This window comes from Luteibacter anthropi (assembly GCF_023699965.1).
GTDB lineage: Bacteria > Pseudomonadota > Gammaproteobacteria > Xanthomonadales > Rhodanobacteraceae > Luteibacter > Luteibacter anthropi.
Genome location: NZ_CP077072.1, coordinates 3,275,936 through 3,296,189 on the forward strand (window position 1 = coordinate 3,275,936; position 20,254 = coordinate 3,296,189).

Sequence of the window (20,254 nt, forward strand, 5' to 3'; positions counted from 1 at the left end):
ATGAGCGAGACGTGGATCGTCGGCATCAATCCGGTCGAAGGCGCCCTTGCCAACGACGCGGAGCGAGTCCGTGAAGTATTGATCGAGCAGAACTCGAAGAACGCCCGCATCAACGAGATCGCGGCGGCTGCGCGCAAGCGCGGCATCCAGGTGAAGTCGGTAGGCAAGGACCAGCTTGAGCGCATCGGTGGCGAACCCCGCCACCAGGGCGTTATCGCCAAGTACGAAACGCCGCCGCTGCGCGGCGAGGGTGATCTGCCCGCATTGCTTGAAGCGGCCGGCTCCGATGCGCTGGTGCTGGTGCTCGATGGCGTCACCGATCCGCACAACCTGGGTGCCTGCCTGCGTAGTGCGGCAGCGGCCAGGGTCACGGCAGTCATCGTGCCCAAGGACCGTGCCGTGGGCATCACGCCGACGGTGCGTCGCGCCTCCGCTGGCGGCGCGGATCTCATTCCGGTGCTGGCGGTGACCAACCTGGCGCGCGCCCTGCGTGCGCTGAAGGATGCGGGCGTGTGGATAACGGGGCTGGCCGGCGAGACCGACCAGTCCATCTACGACATCGACCTCAAGGGGCCGGTGGCGCTGGTGATGGGGAGCGAAGGCGATGGCATGCGTCACCTGACCCGCGAAACCTGTGATTTCGTGGCGAAGATCCCCATGCTGGGTAACATGGAAAGCCTCAACGTATCCGTCGCAACTGGCGTGGTGCTGTTCGAGGCATTGAGGCAACGAGGAGCCAAACGATGAGCAACATGCTCTGGCACGACTGGACTGGCCTTATCGGCGTGGGCCTGGTGCTGATCGCGTATTTCCTGCTTCAGGCGCACAAGCTGTCGGGGCAGGGGTACACCTATCAGGTGATGAACCTGCTGGGTGCGTTCGGCATCCTGCTGTCGCTGATCTTCGGCACCTTCAACCTGTCGGCGTTCCTGCAGGAGCTGGCGTGGTTCCTCATCAGCGTCTACGGCATGGTGCGTGGCGTAAGGGCAAGAAAAGTCACGCCCATCGCGCCCTGACACAGCCCTTGTAGGAGCGCGCCTTGCGCGCGACCGGGTATCGCGATACGGGAGGGTTTTTCGCGATACCCGGTCGCGCGCAAGGCGCGCTCCTACAGGGTTACACCCCGGTCAGGATGACCCGGTAGAATGCTTCCCGGACAGGCGCAAGGCCGGTCCGCCCATGGGGACGACCCCATGGCGCTCTTTCACTGCGGGGACGGCCCCGCCCTGGCGGAGCGACACCATGTCGTGGTTCATCCTCTTCCTCGCCGGCCTGTTTGAAATCTGCTGGGCCGTGGGACTCAAGTACACCGAAGGCTTCACCAAGCTGGTACCAAGCCTGCTCACCGGCGCCGCGATGGTGGTGAGTATCGTGTTGCTGGCATTTGCGGCCAAGAAATTGCCTCTGGGCACGGCCTATGCCGTGTGGACCGGCATCGGTGCGGTCGGTGCAGTGACCCTGGGTATCGTGCTGTTCGGCGAGTCGGCGCAGCCGTTGCGGCTGCTTTGCGTCGGACTGATCGTGGCCGGCATCGTCGGCCTGAAACTGACGGCCGCCTGAGCGATCCATCTGTAGGAGCGCGCCTTGCGCGCGACCGATACGGAGCCGTGAATTCATCGCTCTGTACCGGTCGCGCGCAAGGCGCGCTCCTACATGGGGATTACGGTTCCGGGTTGGACGTGGTGTCGCGCTTGGCGCGGGGGGCTACAAGCGGTTCGCCGTGCACCACGAACCACACGTTTTCCGCGATGTTGGTCGCGTGGTCGCCGATGCGTTCGATGTTCTTCGCCATGAACAGCAGGTGCGTGCACGGCGTGATGTTGCGCGGATCTTCCATCATGTAGGTGAGCAGGGCGCGGAAGACCATCGTATAGGCTTCGTCCAGCTCCGCATCGGCCTTCCACACTTCGTAGGCCGCCTCGGCATCCTGGTCGTGATAGGCCTTGAGCACGTTGCGCAGCTGGTCGGCGGCCAGTTCGGCCAGGTTGGCCAGGCCACCGGCCACGGGAATCGGCGCCACGCGGCTGAGCGGAATGGAACGCTTGGCCACGTTCGCGGCGTAATCGCCGATGCGCTCGATATCCGCGGCGATGCGCAGCGCGGCGAGCACGTTGCGCAGGTCGCTGGCGATCGGTGCACGCAGGGCGAACAGGCGCACTACGTCCTGGCTGATTTCCTGTTCCAGGACGTCGATGGCGTCGTCGTTGTCGACCACGCGCTGGGCGGCGCGCTCGTCGCGGCGCTCCACCACGTCGATGGCGGCCTCGATCTGCGCGACGGCAAGCTCGCCCATCTTCACGATTTCACCCGTGAGGCGCTTCAGTTCTTCGTCGTAGCTCTTGATGATGTGCTGGTGCGGCGTGTTCATCGCATCCCTCGTGTCTTGGGGCTCAGCCGAAACGGCCGGTGATGTAGTCTTCGGTCTGCTTTTTGTCCGGCTTCGTGAAGATCTTCTCGGTCCGGTCGAACTCGATCAGCTCGCCCATGTACATGAAGGCGGTCATGTCGGAGCAGCGTGCAGCCTGCTGCATGTTATGCGTCACGATGACGATCGTGAAATCCTTCTTCAGCTCTTCCACCAGCTGCTCGATGCGGCTGGTGGCGATGGGATCGAGCGCCGAGGTGGGCTCGTCGAGCAGCAGCACCTCGGGCTTCAGCGCAATGCCGCGCGCGATGCACAGACGCTGCTGCTGGCCGCCGGAGAGGCCCAGCGCACTCTGCTTGAGCTTGTCCTTCACCTCGTCCCACAGGGCTGCGCCACGCAGTGCCTGCTCCACGCGTTCTTCCATCTGCGAGCGCGAAAGCTTCTCGTGATGGCGGATGCCGTAGGCCACGTTTTCGAAGATGGTCATCGGAAACGGCACGGGCTTCTGGAACACCATGCCCACCTTGCTGCGCAGGCGGTTCATCGAGTACTTCGGATCGAGGATGTTCTCGCCGTCGAGCACGATCTCGCCCTGGGCGCGCAGGCCCGGGTAAATGGCATAGATGCGGTTGAAGATGCGCAGCAGGGTGGACTTGCCGCAGCCCGACGGACCGATGATGGCGGTGACCTTCTTCTCCGGTACGTCCATGGCGATGTTCTTCAGCGCATGGAATTCGTTGTAGTAGAAGTTGAGGTCGCGCACGGTCATCTTCGCGGGGACCTGGCCGAGGTCGACGCCCGAGGCGTGAGGCGACGTGCCAAAGCCCGGCTGGGAAACGACTTCGTTCATGTTAGTCATGGGACACCTTGGAACGCGAGAAGGCAAAGCGGGCGATCAGGCTGAGCGCCAGCACGAACATGGTCAGCACGAAGGCACCGGCCCAGGCGAGCACGTTGATGTCCGGGCTCGGGTCCTTGGTGTATTCGTAGATGATCTGCGGCAGGCTCGGCATCTTGTCGAGCGGGTTGAAGGTCATGAAGTTGTTGCCGAAGGCCGTGAACAGCAGCGGAGCGGTTTCGCCACTGATGCGGGCCAGGGCCAGCAGGATGCCCGTCACGATGCCCGAGCGGGCAGAGCGCACGAGGATCTGCAAGGTGAGCTTCCACTGCGGCACGCCCAGCGACAGCGCGGCTTCGCGCAGCGTACCCGGCACCAGGCGCAGCATTTCGTCGGTGGTGCGCACGATGACGGGCAGGGCGATCAGGGCCAGCGCGATGCCGCCCGCGATACCCGAGAAGGTGACCGCGCCGTCCGTGAGGTACTTGGAGGGCAGCACCACGATGGTATAGACGAACAGGCCCAGCACGATCGACGGCGCCGACAGCAGGATGTCGTTGAGGAAGCGGATGGTCGGACCCAGGCGCGAACGGCGCGAGTACTCGGCCAGCCAGGTGCCGGCCGCCACGCCGATGGGGGTGGCGATCAGGATGCCCAGCACGTTGAGGATCAGGCTGCCCACCATGGCGTTGGCGAGGCCGCCTTCTTCGCGGTAGGCGGTGATCTTGGTGAACAGCTGCGGCTTCAGGCCAGCCAGGCCCTGGCTCAGGGTTTCCCAGAGAATCCAGGCCAGGAACAGCAGGCCGATGGCCGTGGCGACCACGCTGAAGATCATCGCCAGGATGTTCTTCACGCGGCGCGTGGTGTAGAGCGCGGAAGACATCAGCGGCCCTCCTTGGTGGCCATGCGGCGAAGCATGAGGCGGGCGATCAGCAGCACGATGAAGGTCACCACGAAGAGCAGGAAGGCCAGCGCCATCAGGGCGGACTTCTGCAGGCCCTGGGCCTCGCCGAACTGGTTGGCGATGGTGGAGGCGATGGAGCTGCCGGTCTCCAGGAACGACCAGGAGAACTTGAAGGTATTGCCGAGCACGAAGGCCACGGCCATGGTTTCACCCAGTGCGCGGCCCAGGCCGAGGAACACGCCGCCGATCACGGCGGTGCGGGTGTAGGGCACCACGATGTCCCACACCACTTCCCAGGTGCTGGAACCCAGCGCATAGGCCGATTCCTTCAGGCGGGTAGGCACGGTCTGGAAGACCTCGCGCATCACCGAGGAAATGAACGGGATGATCATCACCGCCAGCACGAGGCCAGCCGTGAGCACGCCGGCACCGAAGAAGGAGTATTCGCTGGAGAAGAACTTCGCGATTCCCGGCACGTGGGTCACCAGCCAGGACACCTTGCCGTCGGCCGGATCGGCGCTGAAGTTGTTCATCAGCCACGGCTTGATGTGCTCCGCCACGAAGGGGGCGAAGATGAAGAGACCCCACATGCCGTAGATGATCGAGGGGATGCCTGCCAGCAGTTCGATGGCCGAGCTGACGGGGCCGCGCAGCCACTGCGGCGCGATCTCGGTAAGGAAGAGGGCGATGCCGAAGCTGATGGGCACGGCGACGACAAGTGCGATCAGTGCGGTACCGACGGTGCCCATGATGGGCACGAGGGCGCCGTACTGGTCGTTGCTGGGATCCCACACGGAGCTGGTGAGAAAGCCCCAGCCGAAGGTGTGGAAGGCGTCCTGGCCCAGCCACAGGGTGGAACCGGCGGCGCCGATGAGCACCAGGAGGACGAGCAGGGCACAGGCCTTGAGCACCCATCCAAAAAGGACGTCGTTGCGCGAATCCTTCGCGTTGCGGGCCGCTTCGGCCGACTTGGCGGCGGTCGTCACGGCGTTGCTGGCGGTGGCATGCATGCGAATGCTGTTTCCCGGGCCTATGCAAATTTATGGGTCGCCGCTCCTGTCGGAACGGCGACCCCCTTGGGCGATACCCTGGACCGGAAATGTTTCATCCGGCCTGTCGGTTCGCGACGATTACTTGAACTCGGCCCAGTAGGCTTCGATCTGCTTGACCAGCTCCGGCGGCAGGGCCACGTAGGAGAGCGAGGCGGCCTGCGACTGGCCGTTCTCGAGCGACCACTTGAAGAAATCGAAGGCCACCTTGGTGTGCTCCGGGTTCTTCGACTTCTTGTACATGATGATCCAGGTGGTGGCGGTGATCGGCCACGCCTTGGCGCCCGGGGCGTTCGTCATGATGAGGTTGAAGTCCTTGGCCGACTTCCAGTCCGCGGTGGCGGCGGCAGCGGCGAAGGCGTCGGCGTTCGGCTGAACCCACTGGCCGGCGGCATTCTGCAGCTGGGCCCAGGAGATCTTGTTCTTCTCGGCGTAGGCGTATTCGACGTAGCCGATGGAGCCCGGGATCTGGCGCACGTACTGCGACACGCCTTCATTGCCCTTGCCACCGACGCCGGCCGGCCATTCGACGGCCGTGCCGAACTTCACCTTCGAGGCCCACTCGGGGCTGACCTTGGAGAGGTAGTTGGTGAAGTTGAACGAGGTGCCCGAACCGTCCGAGCGGTGCACGACGGTGATCTGCGCGGCCTTGCCTTCCAGACCGGTGAGGGCCGTCTTCAGCTCGGGGTTCAGCGCCAGGATCTCGGCGTTGTTCCATTCCTTGATGTCGCCAAGGAAGATCTTGGCGAGCACGGCACCGGTGAGCTTCAGCTTGCCGGCGTCGATGCCCTTGATGTTGATGACCGGCACGATGCCGCCGACGACGCTGGGGAACTGGCCCAGGCCGAACTTCTGCAGGTCTTCGGCGCTCATCGGGGCGTCGGAGGCGCCGAAGTCGATGGTGCCTTCCTTGATCTGGGCGATACCGGCGCCCGAGCCGACGGACTGGTAGTTGAGCTTGTTACCCGTCTTCTCGGCGTAGGCCGCGGACCACTTGGAGATCACGGGATAGACGAAGCTCGAGCCGGCACCAGTGATATCGGTGGCATGCACGGCCGACATGCCGAACAGCGAAGCAGCGACGAGTGCAGCAATGCGGAGTTTGCGTGTGAACACGGAGTGGTCCTCGGTGGAGAGAGTGTCAGGCGAAGCGCGCCCGGGGCCGTATTGCAGCCCTGCCGTGTTGCAATGAAATGAGTTGAATGTTTCACGAATATGACACCCGTCTTTTTGGCGTCATATTCAGGAACTTACGAAAAGGCTCAAACGGCCAAAGGCGTTGCACGTTCCTGCTCTGCAAGCTCCAGGCGACGCCAGCGGTTGACGATTTCGCAGAACAGTTCGGCAGTGCGCTCCGCATCGTAAATGGCGGAATGCGCCTCGCGCGTATCGAACGGCACGCCTGCTGCGATGGCCGCACGGCTGAGCACGGTCTGCCCATAGGCCAGCCCGCCGAGCGTGGCGGTATCGAAGCAGCTGAAAGGGTGGAACGGGTTGCGCTTGTGTCCGACCCGGCGCACGGCCGCATTGAGAAAGCCCAGGTCGAACGCGGCGTTGTGCCCGACCAGGATGGCCCGCTGGCACTCCGCCTGCTTCACGGCCTCGCGTATGGCGGCGAAGACGTGGTCCAGGGCCTGGCGCTCGGGCAGGGCATTGCGGAAGGGGTGGTCCGGGTCGATGCCGGTGACCTCCAGGGAGCGGGGGTCGATATTGGCGCCGGGGAAGGGCTCGACATTGGCCGCCACGGCCGGATCCGGCACGAGCAGGCCTGAGGGGTCCATCCGGACGGGGACGACCGCGATCTCGAGCAGGGCATCGCGTTCGGAGTCGAACCCCCCGGTCTCGACGTCCACGATGACGGGCAGGAACCCGCGGAACCGCGCGGCCATCGTGGTGGCGGTGCTATTGCTCAATGTATCCATGTGACAAGGATACCAGCCCGGGGGGCAGGCCACCCATTCGTTAAGCGGATGTGCGCCTGTCTTGGTTTTGTAACAAAAAAGGCATGTAACGGTAAAGGGCGGGTTCCATTCTTCGCGGCGTTTGCTCCTTTTGAGTTTTTTCTGACCAAAAGACTCAAGGGGAGTGAGGGGCAGACATTCAAACCAACAAGCGGAGACATCCCATGCGTTCCAAGTTGCTCACGGTGGCCATTGCCGCCGGCCTGGGCGTTACGAGCTTCCATGTCGCGGCCGATCCGGCGTCGGCCAAGAAGGGGCAGACTGCGAGCCAGAGCGCCGAGGCGTCGAGGAACGCTGAGATCGAGGCCCTCAAGGCCCAGCTCCAGGCGTTGCAGGCAAAGGTCACCGAACTGGAGCAGCGCACCGATGCCCAGTCCGACATCAACGTCTCCACGGGCCAGAACCTCGAGGCTGTGCAGAAGCAGCAGGTCGTTGCCGATGCGGCGATCAAGAAGTCGGCCGACAAGATCTCCTACAAGGGCGTGAACATCACGCTCGGCGGCTTCCTCGCCGCGGAAACGATCTACCGCACGCATAACGAAGGCGCCGACATCGCGTCGAACTTCAATGCGATCCCGTACAAGAACAGCTCGGTCGGCCGCACGTCGGAAACGCACTTCACCGCGCGCCAGACCCGCGTCTCCCTGCTCGCCCAGGGCGACATCGATCCGAACACCCACGTCGCCGGCTACATCGAAGCCGACTTCATCGGTGGCGCCCAGACCGCGAACCAGAACGAGAGCAACTCGTTCAACCCGCGCGAGCGCAATGTCTACATGACGGTGGACTGGGACAACCCGGGCCTGCACCTGCTGGCCGGCCAGAACTGGTCGCTGCTGACGCTCAACAGCAAGGGCATCACCCCGCGCCAGGAGCTCACCCCTCCGCAGATCGACGCCCAGTACATCCCGGGCTTCACCTGGGCCCGCCAGACGCAGATCCGCCTGGTCAAGGATTTCAACAAGCAGTACTGGCTGGGTATCTCGCTGGAAAACCCGCAGACCACGTTCGGCGTGAGCCCGAACCAGTCGAAGGCGCCGGTGCAGCCGATCTACAACACCCCGGCCGGTTCCGGTTACGACTCGGCCAACACGCTGTCGCTTAACCACATCCCGGACGTGGTCGTGAAGTTCGCCGCCGACCCGGGCTTTGGTCACTACGAAATCTTCGGTGTGGGCCGCGCGTTCTACAACCGCTACAACTCGGGCCAGGGCAACAGCAACCACAACGTCTACGGTGGCGGCTACGGCATCGGCGTGATCCTGCCGGTGGTCGAGAAGGTGCTCGACTTCCAGTTCTCCGGCATGCAGGGTCGTGGCATCGGTCGTTACGGCAGCTCGCAGCTTCCGGACGTGACCTTCCGCCCGAACGGCTCCATCGCCCCCATCAAGGAAAACATGCTCCTTGCTGGCCTGACCTACCACGCCACGCCGGATTGGGACGTCTACGCCTTCGGCGGCCGCGAGCGCCAGCAGAAGGAAGCGTTCAACTACAACGGCGTGCCGCTCGGCTGGGGCAATGCCGGTTACAACAACGCCGGCTGCGATATCGAAGGCGGCAGCTGCGTAGGCAACACGAAGCAGATCTGGCAGGGCACGCTCGGTTTCTGGTGGAAGTTCTACCAGGGCAAGTTCGGTCGCGCGCAGTTCGGCGCCCAGTACTCGCACACCCAGCGCGAAGCGTTCGAAGGCATCGGTGGTTCGCCGAAGGCCAAGGAAGACATGTTCTTCACGAGCTTCCGCTACTACCCGTTCTGATACAGGTATCGCAAAGGAGTTCGACCCAGGGACGGAGAAAACGGCGGGCATATGCCCGCCGTTTTCATTCCGGGCGATGTCAGCGCTTGCTGACATCGTTCCCGGCATCCCAGCCGCCACCCAGCGCGCGGATCAGGTCCACGCTGGATTGCAGCTGACGGGTACGCACCTGTTCGGCCGTGCGTTCCGCCTTCAGTGCCGCCGTCTGTGCGGTCACCACATCCAGATAGCTCACCACGCCTTCCATGTAGCGATTGGTCGCCAGCGTCTGCGATTCCTTCGCCGCGTCCGCCGCGGCATTTTCCTGGCTGGCCTCACGCCCTAAGTCTTCCAGCAGGGAGAGGTTGTCTTCCACCTCCTGGAAGGCATGCAGCACCACGCCGCGATACTGGGCCGAGGCCGCATCCAGCTCGGCTCTTGCCTGTGCAACGCGTGCTCGGCGCAGGCCGCCGTCGAACAGGGGCAGCGAAGCGAGAGGGCCCAGTGCCCAGAACCGGTTACCCGTGCTGAGCAGGCTGCCGTTGCCGACGTCCTGCCAGCCGAATCCCGCACCGAGGCTCAGGGTGGGAAAGAATGCGGCCCGGGCGACGCCGATGCTGGCATTGGCCGCAAAGGTCCGGCGTTCGGCCGCCGCGATATCCGGACGACGCTCCAGCAGGGTCGAGGGCACGCCGAGGGGAATGGCGGGAATCGACAGCGGGGTGTTCTTCTCCGGCATCGAGAACGTGGAGGCCGTTTCGCCCACGAGCGCCGCGATGGCATGCTCGGCGAGCGCGCGCTGTGCGCGCAGCTCCGTGCCCTGTGCCTGTGCATCTGCGTACTGGGCATTGGCTCGCGCCACGTCCAGGCCGGACGACACGCCGCCTTCCATCCGCTTCTGCGTCATCTGCTGGCCATCCGCAAACGCCGACAGCGAATCGCGGACGATGCGCCGCTCGACATCCAGCCCGCGCAGGCGGATGTAGAGATCGGCCAGGCGTGCTTCCAGGCTCAGTTTCGCCGAACCGAGATCGGCCTTTGCCGCCACGCTGAGTGCCGTGCCCTGGGCCACTTCGTTGCGGATACGGCCCCACAGATCCAGCTCGTAGCCGGCGTTGAACTGCACGGTGCGCGTGTCGTACTCGTCGGGCTGGTTGGAGCCGCGCAACGGACGGTTGTCGGACTGGCGGTTGTTGGTCGGGCTTGCGTCGAGGCTGGCGTGGGGCAGTTCATCGGCGCGAAGCTGCTGTTCGAAGGCGCGCGATGCGTTGTAACGAGCCAGCGCGACGGCGAGATCCGGGTTGCCGGCATCGAGCTTGCTTTCGAGTTCGTCGAGCGTGGGGTCGCCATACACCTTCCACCACGGTCCACGTGACGCCTCGTCGCCCGGCGCGGCCGTCGTCCAGCCGTCCGGGTTCGCGGCACCCTTGAAGCTGTCGGGCAGCGCACCGATCGTTGGCGCCTTGTAGGTGGGCGCCAGGGAGCACCCGCCCAGCGCCAGAAGCAGGGCGGCGGTGGGCAGGCGTCGCGTCAGGTCACGCTTGCTTGCCACGGGGGGCCTCCTTGCCGGCAGGCGTGGCGATCTGTACGAGGTCGCCCTGCGAGAGGGAATCCGACGGGTGGTCGACGATGCGGTCGCCCGGCTTCAGGCCGTGGTCGATTTCCAGGCGGTCGCCGAGGTCGATCGCGATGTGTACATCGCGCAGCACCACCTTGTTGTCGGCACCGACCACGGCGATCTGCGGACCGGCGGCGCGGAAGAGCAGCGTGGTAGCCGGTACCAGCACGGTGTTCGGGTCTGGCGTCAGCGACAGCTGCACTTCGGCGAAGTCGCCCGGCAGAAGATCGTTGCGCGGGTTCTCCACCTGGAACTGCGCGCGCAGCGTGCCGGATGCCGTGTTGATGGCGCTGGAGCTGCCGATCAGCGTGCCGTCCACCATTTCGCCGCCGTGGCCGAGCACCAGCAGCTTCACTTTCATCCCCGGGCGCACGGCAGAAGCATAGCCCTGCGGCACTTCGGTATACAGGCGCATCTTGTTGGTGTCGGCCACGGCGAACAGCGGCTTGTCGCTATCGGTATTGGCCGTGATGAGGTCGCCGATATCGGTATTGCGCGCGGTCACCGTGCCGTCGAACGGCGCGACGATGCGCTTGAAGCCTTCCAGCGCCGCGAGGCGGTCGACGTCGGCCTTGGCGGCAAGCACGTTGGCACGTGCCGTTTCCGCTTCGCTCGATTTTTCATCGGCCTCCTGCTTCGACACCGAACGCGAGGCGAGCAGGTTCTGCCAGCGCGTGGCAGTGGTCTCGGCCAGGCGCACGTCGGCCTGGGCACGGACAAGACCGGCCTTGGCCTGTTCGAACTGCTGGTCGAGTTCGGGCGTATCGATGGTGGCGAGCACCTGGCCGGCCTTCACCTTGTCGCCGATGTCCACGTTCCACTGCTTCAGGTAACCGGCCACGCGGGCATGGATCGGCGTGCTGATCCATGCGTCGAGATGGCCGGGCAGGGTGAGACCCTGTCCCTTCTCTGCGTTGGATGCAGTGATGACTTCCACGGTGGGAATAAGCTGTGCGTTCGTCCACTGGGTGAGCTCGTGCGATTCGACGCTGCGCAGCGAGAGGCCGGCGACGACAGCGACGACGGCGAGGCCCAGGCCGATGGCAATCGGCAGACGAAGGCGGGGCGGCCGTCCCGGTATCGCGGCAGGGGTTTCATGCGACATGGGGTTGGTCTCCGATAAGGCGTTGGTCAGAAGGAGCGGGTGCGGTGCGGCCGTGCACGATCGAGAAGATCACGGGCACGAAAAGCAGCGTGGCAAAGGTGGCGAAGATCAGGCCGCCGATGACGGCGCGACCGAGCGGGGAGTTCTGTTCGTGGCTGAGTGCCATGGGCAGCATGCCGATGACCATGGCCAGCGCCGTCATGCAGACGGGGCGGAAGCGGGTGAATCCGGCTTCCAGCGCGGCCTTCATGGCATCGCCGTGTTCGGCCAGCCGTTCGCGGCAGAAACTCACCACCAGGATCGAGTTGGCCGTGGCCACGCCCATGCACATGATGGCGCCGGTGAGTGCGGGTACCGACAGGCTCGTATGGGTGAGGAACAGCATCCACACGATGCCGGCGAGGGCGGCGGGCAGCGCCGTGATGATCACGAACGGATCGAGCCACGACTGGAAGTTCACCACGATCAGCAGGTAGATCAGCAATACCGCGCCGACCAGGCCGAACAGCAGGCCGCTGAAGGCTTCGTTCATCGTGCCGACCTGGCCGTGCAGGCTTACCAGCGTGCCCTTCGGGCGCGTGGCGGCGAAATGATCGAGCACCTTCTGCACGTCGCTGGACACGCCACCGAGGTCGCGATCCTGGATCGAGGCGTAGATGTCGAAGGAGGGCATGATGTTGTAGTGCGACACCACCGCATCGCTGGGGCCGCGCTTGAACGTGGCGATGCCGCCGAGAATCTGCGTCGGATGCGCGCCGGACGAGGTCACCGGCATGGCCTTCAGGTCGGCCATGGAATCCATCTGGTACTGCGGCGTGGCCGCAACGATGGCATAGGACACGCCGTTCTTCGGGTTGAGCCAGAACGCCGGAGCCACCTGCGAGCTGCCAGCCAGCGAGGCCACCATGCTGTTGGTGACGTCACGCTCGGTGATGCCCAGGCCGTCGGCACGCACGCGGTTCACCGTGACGTTCAGCTGCGGATAGCTGGAGCTTTGCTGCAAGCGTACGTCGGCGATGCCCGGGATCTTGCGCATCTGCTTCATGATCTCCTGCGCATAGGCCTCGTTGCCGGCGCGGTCGCGTCCGGAGATGGATACATCCAGCGGGGCAGGTGCGCCGAAGTTGAGGATCTGGCTGGTCATGTCGGCGGGCAGGAAGGCGAACTGCGTACCCGGGAATTCACGGGGCAGCTTCGCGCGCATGGTCCGCACGAAGTCGGCGCTGGCGCCATGGCCTTCCTTCAGCACGATCTGGATGTCGCCATCCTGCGGACCGATGGTGCCGCTGCTGTTGTAGACCAGGTTCACGCCGCTGAGCGGCAGGCCGATATTGTCGATGATCGTATCGAGCTGGTCCGGCGGCACGATCCGGCGGATGGCGGCCTCGATGTGATCGAACTCGGCGGCCGTCTCTTCGATACGCGTACCCATCGGCGCACGGATGTGCATCGAGATCGAATCCGAATCCGTCGCCGGGAAGAAGTCGCGACCCAGGGCCGGCACGAGCACGAACGAGGCGAGCACGAAGCAGAGGAAGCCGATGATGAACGGTTTCCGGTTGCCGAGCGCGACGCCGAGGATGGCGTAGTAACCGTCACGGATGCGGGTGAAGCGATGCTCGAAGCCCAGTTGGAAGGCCACGAGTGCGCGCAGCACGGCGGGCTTGCGACGGCCGTGCTGGTCGCCTTCGTGATGATTGATGTACGGATCTTCCGGATGGGCGCCCACCCCCGTTTCCACGTGGTGTGGCTTCAGCAGGTACATCGCCAGCGTCGGCACCAGGGTGCGCGAGAGGATGAACGACGACACCATCGCGAAGATCACCGACAGTGCCATGGGGCGGAACAGGAAGCCGGCGATGCCGTTGAGCATGAACATCGGCACGAACACGATGCAGATGCACAGCAGCGAAACGAAGGCCGGCGTCACGATCTGCTTCGCGCCATCCATGATGGCGTCGATCACGCCCTTGCCCTGTTCCAGATGCCAGTTGATGTTCTCGATGGTCACCGTGGCGTCGTCCACCAGGATGCCTACCGCGAGTGCCAGGCCGCCCAGGGTCATGACGTTGAGTGTCTGCCCGAACAGCGCAAGCAGGGCGATGGCCGAGAGGATCGCCAGCGGAATCGACAGGGCGATGATCACCGTCGAGCGCCAGCTGCCCAGGAACAGCAGGATCATCACCGAGGTCAGCAGCGCGGCGATCACGCCTTCGCGGGCCACCGAACTGATCGAGGCCTTCACGAAGATGGACTGGTCGCCAAGCAGGTTCGTCTTCAGCGACTTCGGCTGGGTTTCCTGGATGAGCGGCAGGAGCTTCTTGATGCCGGCCACCACGTCCAGCGTGGAGGCGTTGCCGTTCTTCAGCGCAGGCATCAGCACCGCGCGCTTGCCGTCCACGCGCACCACGTTGTTCTGCGGTGGGGAGCCGTCGCGCACGTGGGCCACGTCACCGATGGTGATGGTGGCGCCGTTCACCGTCTTGATGGGCAGGTTGTTCAGCTCGTCGATGGCCGTGGGGCTGTTGTTGAGCTGCACGTTGTATTCAAACGTGCCGATCTTCGCCGTGCCCACGGGGATGATCTGGTTCTGCGCACTGAGCGCCGTGCCCACGTCCTGCGCGGAAAGGCCCTTGGCCGCCAGCGCCTGCGGATTCAGGTCGAGGGTCACCTGCTTCTGCTTGCCGCCGTAGGGTGTGGGAATCGCGACGCCAGGCACCGACACGAGGGTGGGGCGCATGAAGTTCTGCGCGATGTCGCGGATGTTCGCTTCGGAGAGCTTGTTGCTCGACAACGCCATCTGCAACACCGGCACGGTGGAGGCGTTGTAGTTGAGGATCAGCGGCGGCGTGATGCCCGGGGGCATCTGCTTGAGCACGGTCTGCGAGATCGAGGTGACCTGCGCGGTGGCAGTGCGGATGTCCACGCCTGGCTGGAAGAAGATCTTCACCACGCCCACGCCGGGCAGCGACTGCGACTCGATGTGCTCGATATCGTTCACGGCGGTGGTGAGCTGGCGCTCGTAGTAATAGATCACGCGGCCGGACATCTGGTCGGGCGGCAGGCCGGTGTAGGTCCACACCACGCTGATCACCGGGATGCCGATGTTCGGAAAGATGTCGGTGGGCGTGCGCAGGGCTGCCAGCGGTCCGGCGATGAGGATCAGCAGCGCCAGGACGATAAAGGTCAGGGGGCGCGAAAGCGCGATGCGGACGAGCGCTAGCATGGCCGGCGCTCCGGGAGCTCTTGGGTCGCGGGCGCGACGTCAGCAGGACGTCCTGTACGCCGTTCGGGCACTTGGGTGTTCATCGACGGATAACGCTCGGCTTTGCCTCGGGCGGAAGCGCCCAGTGGCATCATCCTTGTCGATGCTTGTGGAAATCTTTTGGCCCGGAAAAAGGTTCGCGCAAGCCGGATCAGACGACCACGGGAGGCTCGCCGGGGGGCAGGGCGTCCATCACGATATGGGCCAGCAAGCCGTGTCCGCCGGGGGCTTCCAGCAGTTCGATGCTGGCATCGTGCAGCTCGACCGCACGTTGCACGATGCTCAGGCCCAGCCCAAAACCGCTGGCTGCGGCCTCCGTCTCGCGATGAAAGCGCCGGAACACGGCCTCGCGTCGCTCGACCGGAATGCCGGGGCCATCGTCGCGTATATCGATGATGGCCTTGCCGTCCCGGAGCGCGATATCGATATCTACCTGGCCGCGCTCGGGGGTATAGCGCAGCGCGTTTTCCACGAGATTGCGGAACATGGCCGTCATCGCCACCTCGTGGCCGGCCACGAGCAGTTCGGCCTCGTCGTGGTTGAGACTGAGGGAGATATCCTTTTCCGCGATCACCGGGGCCAGCTCTTCCACGACTTCCGTGGCAATGAGCACGAGGTCGAGCGGCATGCGGCGCTGCGAGGCCGCGCCGGCCTCCAGGCGGGCGATGGCGAGGATCTGCTCGATGCGCCGGCCCAACCGGCCCAGGCTGCGCCGGGCGTTCTTCAGGGTGTACTGCACCTCGTCCGGGTCGTCGGCGATCAGCGCGCTTTCCAGGTGGATCATCGTGGCGGCAAGAGGGGTGCGCAGTTCGTGCGCCACGTCGCTGGCAAAACGATGCTCGCGCTCGATGGCATCTTCCAGGCGTTCCAGCTGCTGGTTCAGCGTGACGATGAGCGGCTTGATCTCGTCCGGTGTGCGATCCAGCGCGATCGGTCGCCGGCTGCCGGGGGTGCGCCGGGCGAGCAGGCGGGTGAGCAGGTCGAGCGGGCGCAGGCCCTGCTTCACGGCGAGGCTGAGCAGGATCGCCAGCAAAGGCAGGCCGATCACCAGGGGCAGGGTGTGTTCGAGCACGAGGCCGCGCGTGATGTCCTGGCGGTTGTCGTAGCGCTCGCCGATGCGGATCACCAGGCCGAAGTGGTTCTGCAGCGTGAAGATGCGCCAGCGCGTGCCTTCATGCTCGATGTTGCCGAAGCCGCGTTCCTCCTGGGCGGGGGCGGCCATATTCACGAAGTTGGCCGTGGCGGCGATGAGATGACCACTGGGGTCGTACGCCTGGAAACCGACCTCGGGCTCGTAGCTCTTCGCGTGCACGGGCACCAGCACGCCGCCACGCTGGGCTTCCACCGGCAAGGTAATGCTGCGGACGTTTTCCTTGGGCACGTAGCCGGGCTGGCCGTAGGCCATGAGAATGCCCAACGTGCGCCCGGCCTGGGCAAGGCGGCCGTCCAGCAACTGGTTCATCTCGCGCTGCTCGCGCTCGTAGCTGATGGCGCCCAGGGGAATCAGCACCACCACCATCACGCCGATGACGAGCCAGGTGAGGCGCGAGCGCAGGCTCGGGGTCTTCTTCACTGGGGGTCCCTGGGGATCATGTAACCGATGCCTCGGATGGTGTGGATCACTTCGGGGCTGAGCTTGCGCCGCAGCCAGTGCACCTGCACCTCGATGGCATTGCGGTCCACGATGGTATCGAAGCCGTAGACCGAGCCTTCCAGGCTTTCCCTGCGCACGATACGCCCGGCCCGCTCCATGAGGATGCGCAGCACGGCGAATTCGCGGCGGGTGAGGGTGACGCGCTGGCCGCGGAACTCCACTTCCATGGTGGCCAAGTCGAGCAGTAGGCCGCCGACTTCCACCCGGTTATCCACCAGGCCCTGCGCCCGCCGGGTGAGCGAGCGAATGCGGGCGGCCAGCTCACCCAGGTGAAAGGGCTTCACCAGGTAATCGTCCGCGCCGAGGTCGAGCCCGCGGATACGGGCCTCCAGCGCATCGCGTGCGGTCATCACCAGCACCGGGGTCTTCACGCCCGAGCGCCGGGCTTCGGCGAGCAGTTCCAGGCCGTCCTTACCGGGAAGGCCCAGGTCGAGCAGCACGAGGTCGATGGAGCCGTCCGCCAGCGCCGCCAGGCCCTGGCGCCCGTCGGTGAGCCAGGTGACGGCATAGGACTGGTGTTCGAGAGCGTGTTTGATCGCCTCGCCCAGTTCGGTGTCGTCTTCCATCAGGAGGATATGCATGGATGTGGCTCGGCTCGGCGGTTCGGATAGGCCCGGGGAGGCTGACATGATCGGGAGCATGGCTTTTGCCTTGCTTTTGTCCCCTTGCTGCGAATCGTCTCACCGGCTCAGGGGGCTTGCGAAGGCGTAACGTGAACGGATTCCCACCGTATTTCCAGTCCGACCCCTGCTGGAAACGGGCATTTATCACGGTTTTGCAGGTGAATTTGCCCAAAAGCTGAATCTGTTGCGTTGCAGCGCTTGCAAGGTAACAGGGCGGTGGGTAGGTTCGGCCGTCATGGGTATCTCCTTCGCCAGCGCCATGCGTCGATTCCTCAGCACGATGATCGTGCTGGTGGGGCTCTTCGTCGCCTGTGGCACGGTGCAGGCCAACCCATGCGTTGCGCACGACGATGCCTCCCTCATGGAGCATGTTTCCCATGATGCGGCGGGCGTCTTCGCTTCCGACGACGATGCTCGAGGCACCGTGCCCTCGCTCGAAGACAATAGCTACAGCCTCGACGACACCTTCGATGTCCCCGCCGAGCACGTGATCAGCGTGCCTCGCGCCAGCACCCCGCGCCCGGTCGATCTCGTGCCTCCGCCGCACGCACATCACCCACGCCAGGACCATCGTCCCCCGATCGTCTGATCGCCCCCGCGTGCCGTCGCGTCCGCGACGACGCCATCTTCCGCGCACCACAAAACACCTATGCGCATCGGCATGAGCCGAGGCGTTCGCGGGCCCGCGTGCCTGCACACCGATCCTCCCCCAAAGAGAGAGAACCGCCATGGAACGTCTTATCCAGGGTTTCGAACAGTTTCGCCGTGAAATGACCGCCGAGCACCGCGAGCTCTTCTCGCGCCTGGCATCCGGGCAGACCCCGCACACCATGTTCATCACCTGCGCCGATTCGCGCGTGATGCCGGAACTGATATTCAACGCCCAGCCGGGCGACCTGTTCGTCTATCGCAACGTGGGCAACATCGTGCCGCCGTATGCGCAGCACGTCAGCGGCGTGGTAGCGGCCATCGAATACGCCGTCACGGCGCTCAAGGTGCAGCACATCGTGATCTGCGGCCACTCCGACTGCGGTGCGATGAAGGCCCTGCAGAATCCGGCCGCGCTTAAGGGCAAGCCGTCCGTCGAGCAGTGGCTGAAGCATGCCGATGTCGCACGCTATGTGGTGGCCGAGAACCGTCCCACCATCCTGGGCGAGGAAGGCCTGCGCTACCTCACCGAGGAAAACGTGGTCGGCCAGCTTGAGCACATGCGCACGCTGCCTGCCGTGGCCGCTGCGATGGCGAACGGTAGCCTGCGTATCCACGGCTGGATCTACGACATCGCCAAGACCGAGATCACCGCTTTCGACCCCGCCCAGGGTCGCTTCCGTCCGCTGGTTGCGGACATGCCGGATGCGACCCCCCACGCACGTTTCTCCGTGCGACTGCCGGTGGCTTCTGCCGCTTAAGGACCAACCCCGATGCGCACGTATTTCTCCCAGGGCCTGTTTGGCCGCGACCTCCTAGGATCGGTGGTCGTTTTTCTTGTCGCTCTGCCGTTGTGCATGGGTATCGCTATCGCGTCGGGCATGCCGCCCAGCGCGGGCCTGATAACCGGCATCGTCGGCGGTATCGTCGTAGGCGCCATCGCCGGCTCGCCGCTACAGGTCAGCGGCCCGGCGGCGGGCCTGGCGGTCCTGGTGTTCGAACTGGTGCGCGAGCACGGCGTGGCCGCCCTTGGCCCCGTCGTGCTCCTTGCGGGCCTGATCCAGATCGTGGCCGGCCTGTGCAAGGTCGGCGTGTGGTTCCGCATGACGTCGCCGGCCGTGGTGGCCGGCATGCTGTCGGGCATCGGCATCCTCATCGTGGCCTCGCAGTCGCATGTGCTGCTTGATGCCATTCCCAAAGCCCGTGGTCTGGAAAACTTCGCGGCGCTCCCCGCCGCCGCGTGGGAGTCGGTCACCGGTGCCGCCGAAGGCCAGGCACCCGCCGCGCTCATGGTCGGCCTTGGCACCATTGCCATCATGCTGGGTTGGGAAAAGCTCCGCCCCGCGAAGCTGCGATTCATCCCCGGTGCGTTGCTTGCCGTGGTTGCCATGACGCTCATCGCGCAGTTCGGTGCGCTCGACGTCAAGCGCGTGGACGTGCCCGCCAATCTGTTCTCGGCGGTGAGCCTGCCCAGCATGGGCAGCCTGTTTGGCCTGTTCGATGCGAGCCTGTTGGTGGCCGCGGCTACCTTCGCCTTCATCGCCAGTGCTGAAACCCTGCTTTCCGCCGCCGCGGTGGATCGCATGCATGACGGCGTGCGCACCCAATACGACCGCGAGCTTACGGCGCAGGGCGTGGGCAACCTCATCTGCGGCTTCCTCGGTGCACTGCCGATGACGGGCGTGATCGTGCGTAGCGCAGCCAACGTGCAGGCGGGTTCCGCCACGCGCATGGCGGCCATCTACCACGGTGTGTGGCTGCTGGCCTTCGTGATGCTGCTGCCCTGGCTGATGCGCATGACCCCGGTCTCGTGCCTCGCAGGCATCCTGGTGTTCACCGGCGTGAAGATGGTCAACCCGAAGCAGATCAAGGACCTCGCCGCCTACGGCAAGGGCACCGCAGCCGTCTACGTCGCGACCACCGTCGCCATCGTGGCCACCGACCTGCTCACCGGTGTGATCGTGGGCTTCGGCCTGTCACTGTTCCGCCTTGCGCTGCTGTCGTCGAAACTGAAGATGGACGTCAAGCACCACGACGAGCCGGGCCAGGCCACGCTGCACCTGGAAGGTTCGGCCACGTTCCTCAAGGTGCCGAGCATGGCCCGCACGCTGGAAGCCGTGCCGCCGAACACGCGTCTGAGCGTGTCGATGGATCGCTTGCAGCATGTGGATCAGGCATCGCTGGAACTGCTGCGTGAGTGGGGCCGTAATGCCTCGAAACGCGGTTGCGAGTTGATCGTCGACTGGCAGGAACTGGGTCGACGGGTCGAGGGTTCGCCCAAGGCCGCTTGATGGGTTGGTTGGCGTGACGTCGTTGCCGGTCGCGCGCAGGCGCGCTTCTACATGGAGTGTCCTGCGCGCAACCGGCAACACATGCGCAATACGCCCCTGTAGGAGCGCGCCTTGCGCGCGACCGCCAACGCGATAGCCCACAAATGAGTTAAAAGCCCCCAATAGCCCAAGGCCCGACAGCCGCACACCTCCAAACC

18 protein-coding genes are annotated in these 20,254 nt (G+C 64.9%); 7 read left to right on the top strand and 11 right to left on the bottom strand.

Features of this window, described 5'->3' with window-relative positions; all coding sequences use genetic code 11:
- The 3 genes from rlmB to sugE all read left to right on the top strand — a co-directional run bounded on the left by rlmB (position 1) and on the right by sugE (position 1,560).
- Entirely contained in the window at positions 1-747 is a 747-nt protein-coding gene (rlmB, locus tag KR767_RS14225) for a 23S rRNA (guanosine(2251)-2'-O)-methyltransferase RlmB (protein ID WP_250876744.1), read from the top strand.
- Entirely contained in the window at positions 744-1,016 is a 273-nt protein-coding gene (locus KR767_RS14230) for a CBU_0592 family membrane protein (protein WP_250876745.1), read from the top strand. Before rlmB ends, KR767_RS14230 begins: the two co-directional genes overlap by 4 nt.
- A 226-nt stretch (positions 1,017-1,242) precedes the next feature.
- Positions 1,243-1,560 carry a quaternary ammonium compound efflux SMR transporter SugE gene (gene sugE / locus KR767_RS14235; RefSeq protein ID WP_166949403.1) on the top strand — a complete coding sequence of 106 codons (318 nt, stop codon included), beginning with the start codon at positions 1,243-1,245 and terminating at the stop codon, positions 1,558-1,560.
- A gap of 100 nt (positions 1,561-1,660) precedes the next feature.
- Here sugE and phoU read toward each other — a convergent pair whose 3' ends face one another.
- From phoU to rnt, 6 genes are all read right to left on the bottom strand, one after another.
- Positions 1,661-2,368, bottom strand: a complete 708-nt coding sequence (phoU, locus tag KR767_RS14240) for a phosphate signaling complex protein PhoU (RefSeq protein WP_166949405.1) — start codon at positions 2,366-2,368, stop codon at positions 1,661-1,663.
- Positions 2,369-2,390: 22 nt separating this feature from the next.
- On the bottom strand, positions 2,391-3,134 hold the full coding sequence (gene pstB / locus KR767_RS14245) for a phosphate ABC transporter ATP-binding protein PstB (RefSeq protein ID WP_243853243.1): 744 nt from the start codon (positions 3,132-3,134) through the stop codon (positions 2,391-2,393).
- An 82-nt stretch (positions 3,135-3,216) separates the two neighbouring features.
- Complete coding sequence (gene pstA, locus KR767_RS14250) at positions 3,217-4,086, bottom strand: phosphate ABC transporter permease PstA (RefSeq protein WP_166949409.1); 870 nt, start codon at positions 4,084-4,086, stop codon at positions 3,217-3,219.
- On the bottom strand, positions 4,086-5,117 hold the full coding sequence (gene pstC, locus KR767_RS14255; protein WP_250876746.1) for a phosphate ABC transporter permease subunit PstC: 1,032 nt from the start codon (positions 5,115-5,117) through the stop codon (positions 4,086-4,088). Before pstC ends, pstA begins: the two co-directional genes overlap by 1 nt.
- Positions 5,118-5,237: 120 nt before the next feature.
- A complete protein-coding gene (pstS, locus tag KR767_RS14260; protein WP_250879165.1) occupies positions 5,238-6,218 on the bottom strand; it encodes a phosphate ABC transporter substrate-binding protein PstS in 981 nt (326 codons plus the stop codon).
- Positions 6,219-6,418: 200 nt separating this feature from the next.
- The gene (gene rnt / locus KR767_RS14265) at positions 6,419-7,078 is read right to left on the bottom strand and encodes a ribonuclease T (protein WP_166949415.1); all 660 of its coding nucleotides are present in this window, start codon (positions 7,076-7,078) and stop codon (positions 6,419-6,421) included.
- Positions 7,079-7,281: 203 nt separating this feature from the next.
- Between rnt and KR767_RS14270 the strand changes: the two genes are divergently transcribed.
- Positions 7,282-8,874 (top strand): coiled-coil domain-containing protein, encoded by a 1,593-nt coding sequence (locus KR767_RS14270; protein WP_243853235.1) that lies wholly within the window; start codon positions 7,282-7,284, stop codon positions 8,872-8,874.
- Positions 8,875-8,953: 79 nt separating this feature from the next.
- Here the strand turns inward: KR767_RS14270 and KR767_RS14275 are convergent, their stop codons facing one another.
- The 5 genes from KR767_RS14275 to KR767_RS14295 form a co-directional block, all read right to left on the bottom strand.
- The gene (locus KR767_RS14275; RefSeq protein ID WP_250876747.1) at positions 8,954-10,405 is read right to left on the bottom strand and encodes an efflux transporter outer membrane subunit; all 1,452 of its coding nucleotides are present in this window, start codon (positions 10,403-10,405) and stop codon (positions 8,954-8,956) included.
- Entirely contained in the window at positions 10,389-11,576 is a 1,188-nt protein-coding gene (locus KR767_RS14280) for an efflux RND transporter periplasmic adaptor subunit (protein WP_166949417.1), read from the bottom strand. The genes KR767_RS14275 and KR767_RS14280 overlap by 17 nt, the downstream gene beginning before the upstream one ends.
- A complete protein-coding gene (locus KR767_RS14285; protein ID WP_166949419.1) occupies positions 11,566-14,802 on the bottom strand; it encodes an efflux RND transporter permease subunit in 3,237 nt (1,078 codons plus the stop codon). The genes KR767_RS14280 and KR767_RS14285 overlap by 11 nt, the downstream gene beginning before the upstream one ends.
- A 190-nt stretch (positions 14,803-14,992) precedes the next feature.
- On the bottom strand, positions 14,993-16,414 hold the full coding sequence (locus KR767_RS14290) for a sensor histidine kinase (RefSeq protein ID WP_250876748.1): 1,422 nt from the start codon (positions 16,412-16,414) through the stop codon (positions 14,993-14,995).
- Positions 16,411-17,076: a response regulator gene (locus KR767_RS14295; RefSeq protein WP_166949421.1), complete on the bottom strand. Its 666-nt coding sequence runs from the start codon at positions 17,074-17,076 to the stop codon at positions 16,411-16,413. The genes KR767_RS14290 and KR767_RS14295 overlap by 4 nt, the downstream gene beginning before the upstream one ends.
- A 277-nt stretch (positions 17,077-17,353) precedes the next feature.
- On the opposite strand from KR767_RS14295, the gene KR767_RS14300 reads away from it, so the two are divergent.
- From KR767_RS14300 to KR767_RS14310, 3 genes are all read left to right on the top strand, one after another.
- Positions 17,354-17,707: a hypothetical protein gene (locus KR767_RS14300; protein WP_166949423.1), complete on the top strand. Its 354-nt coding sequence runs from the start codon at positions 17,354-17,356 to the stop codon at positions 17,705-17,707.
- A 139-nt stretch (positions 17,708-17,846) separates the two neighbouring features.
- The gene (locus tag KR767_RS14305) at positions 17,847-18,527 is read left to right on the top strand and encodes a carbonic anhydrase (protein ID WP_166949425.1); all 681 of its coding nucleotides are present in this window, start codon (positions 17,847-17,849) and stop codon (positions 18,525-18,527) included.
- Positions 18,528-18,539: 12 nt separating this feature from the next.
- Entirely contained in the window at positions 18,540-20,057 is a 1,518-nt protein-coding gene (locus tag KR767_RS14310; RefSeq protein ID WP_166949427.1) for a SulP family inorganic anion transporter, read from the top strand.
- Positions 20,058-20,254 lie beyond the last annotated feature (197 nt).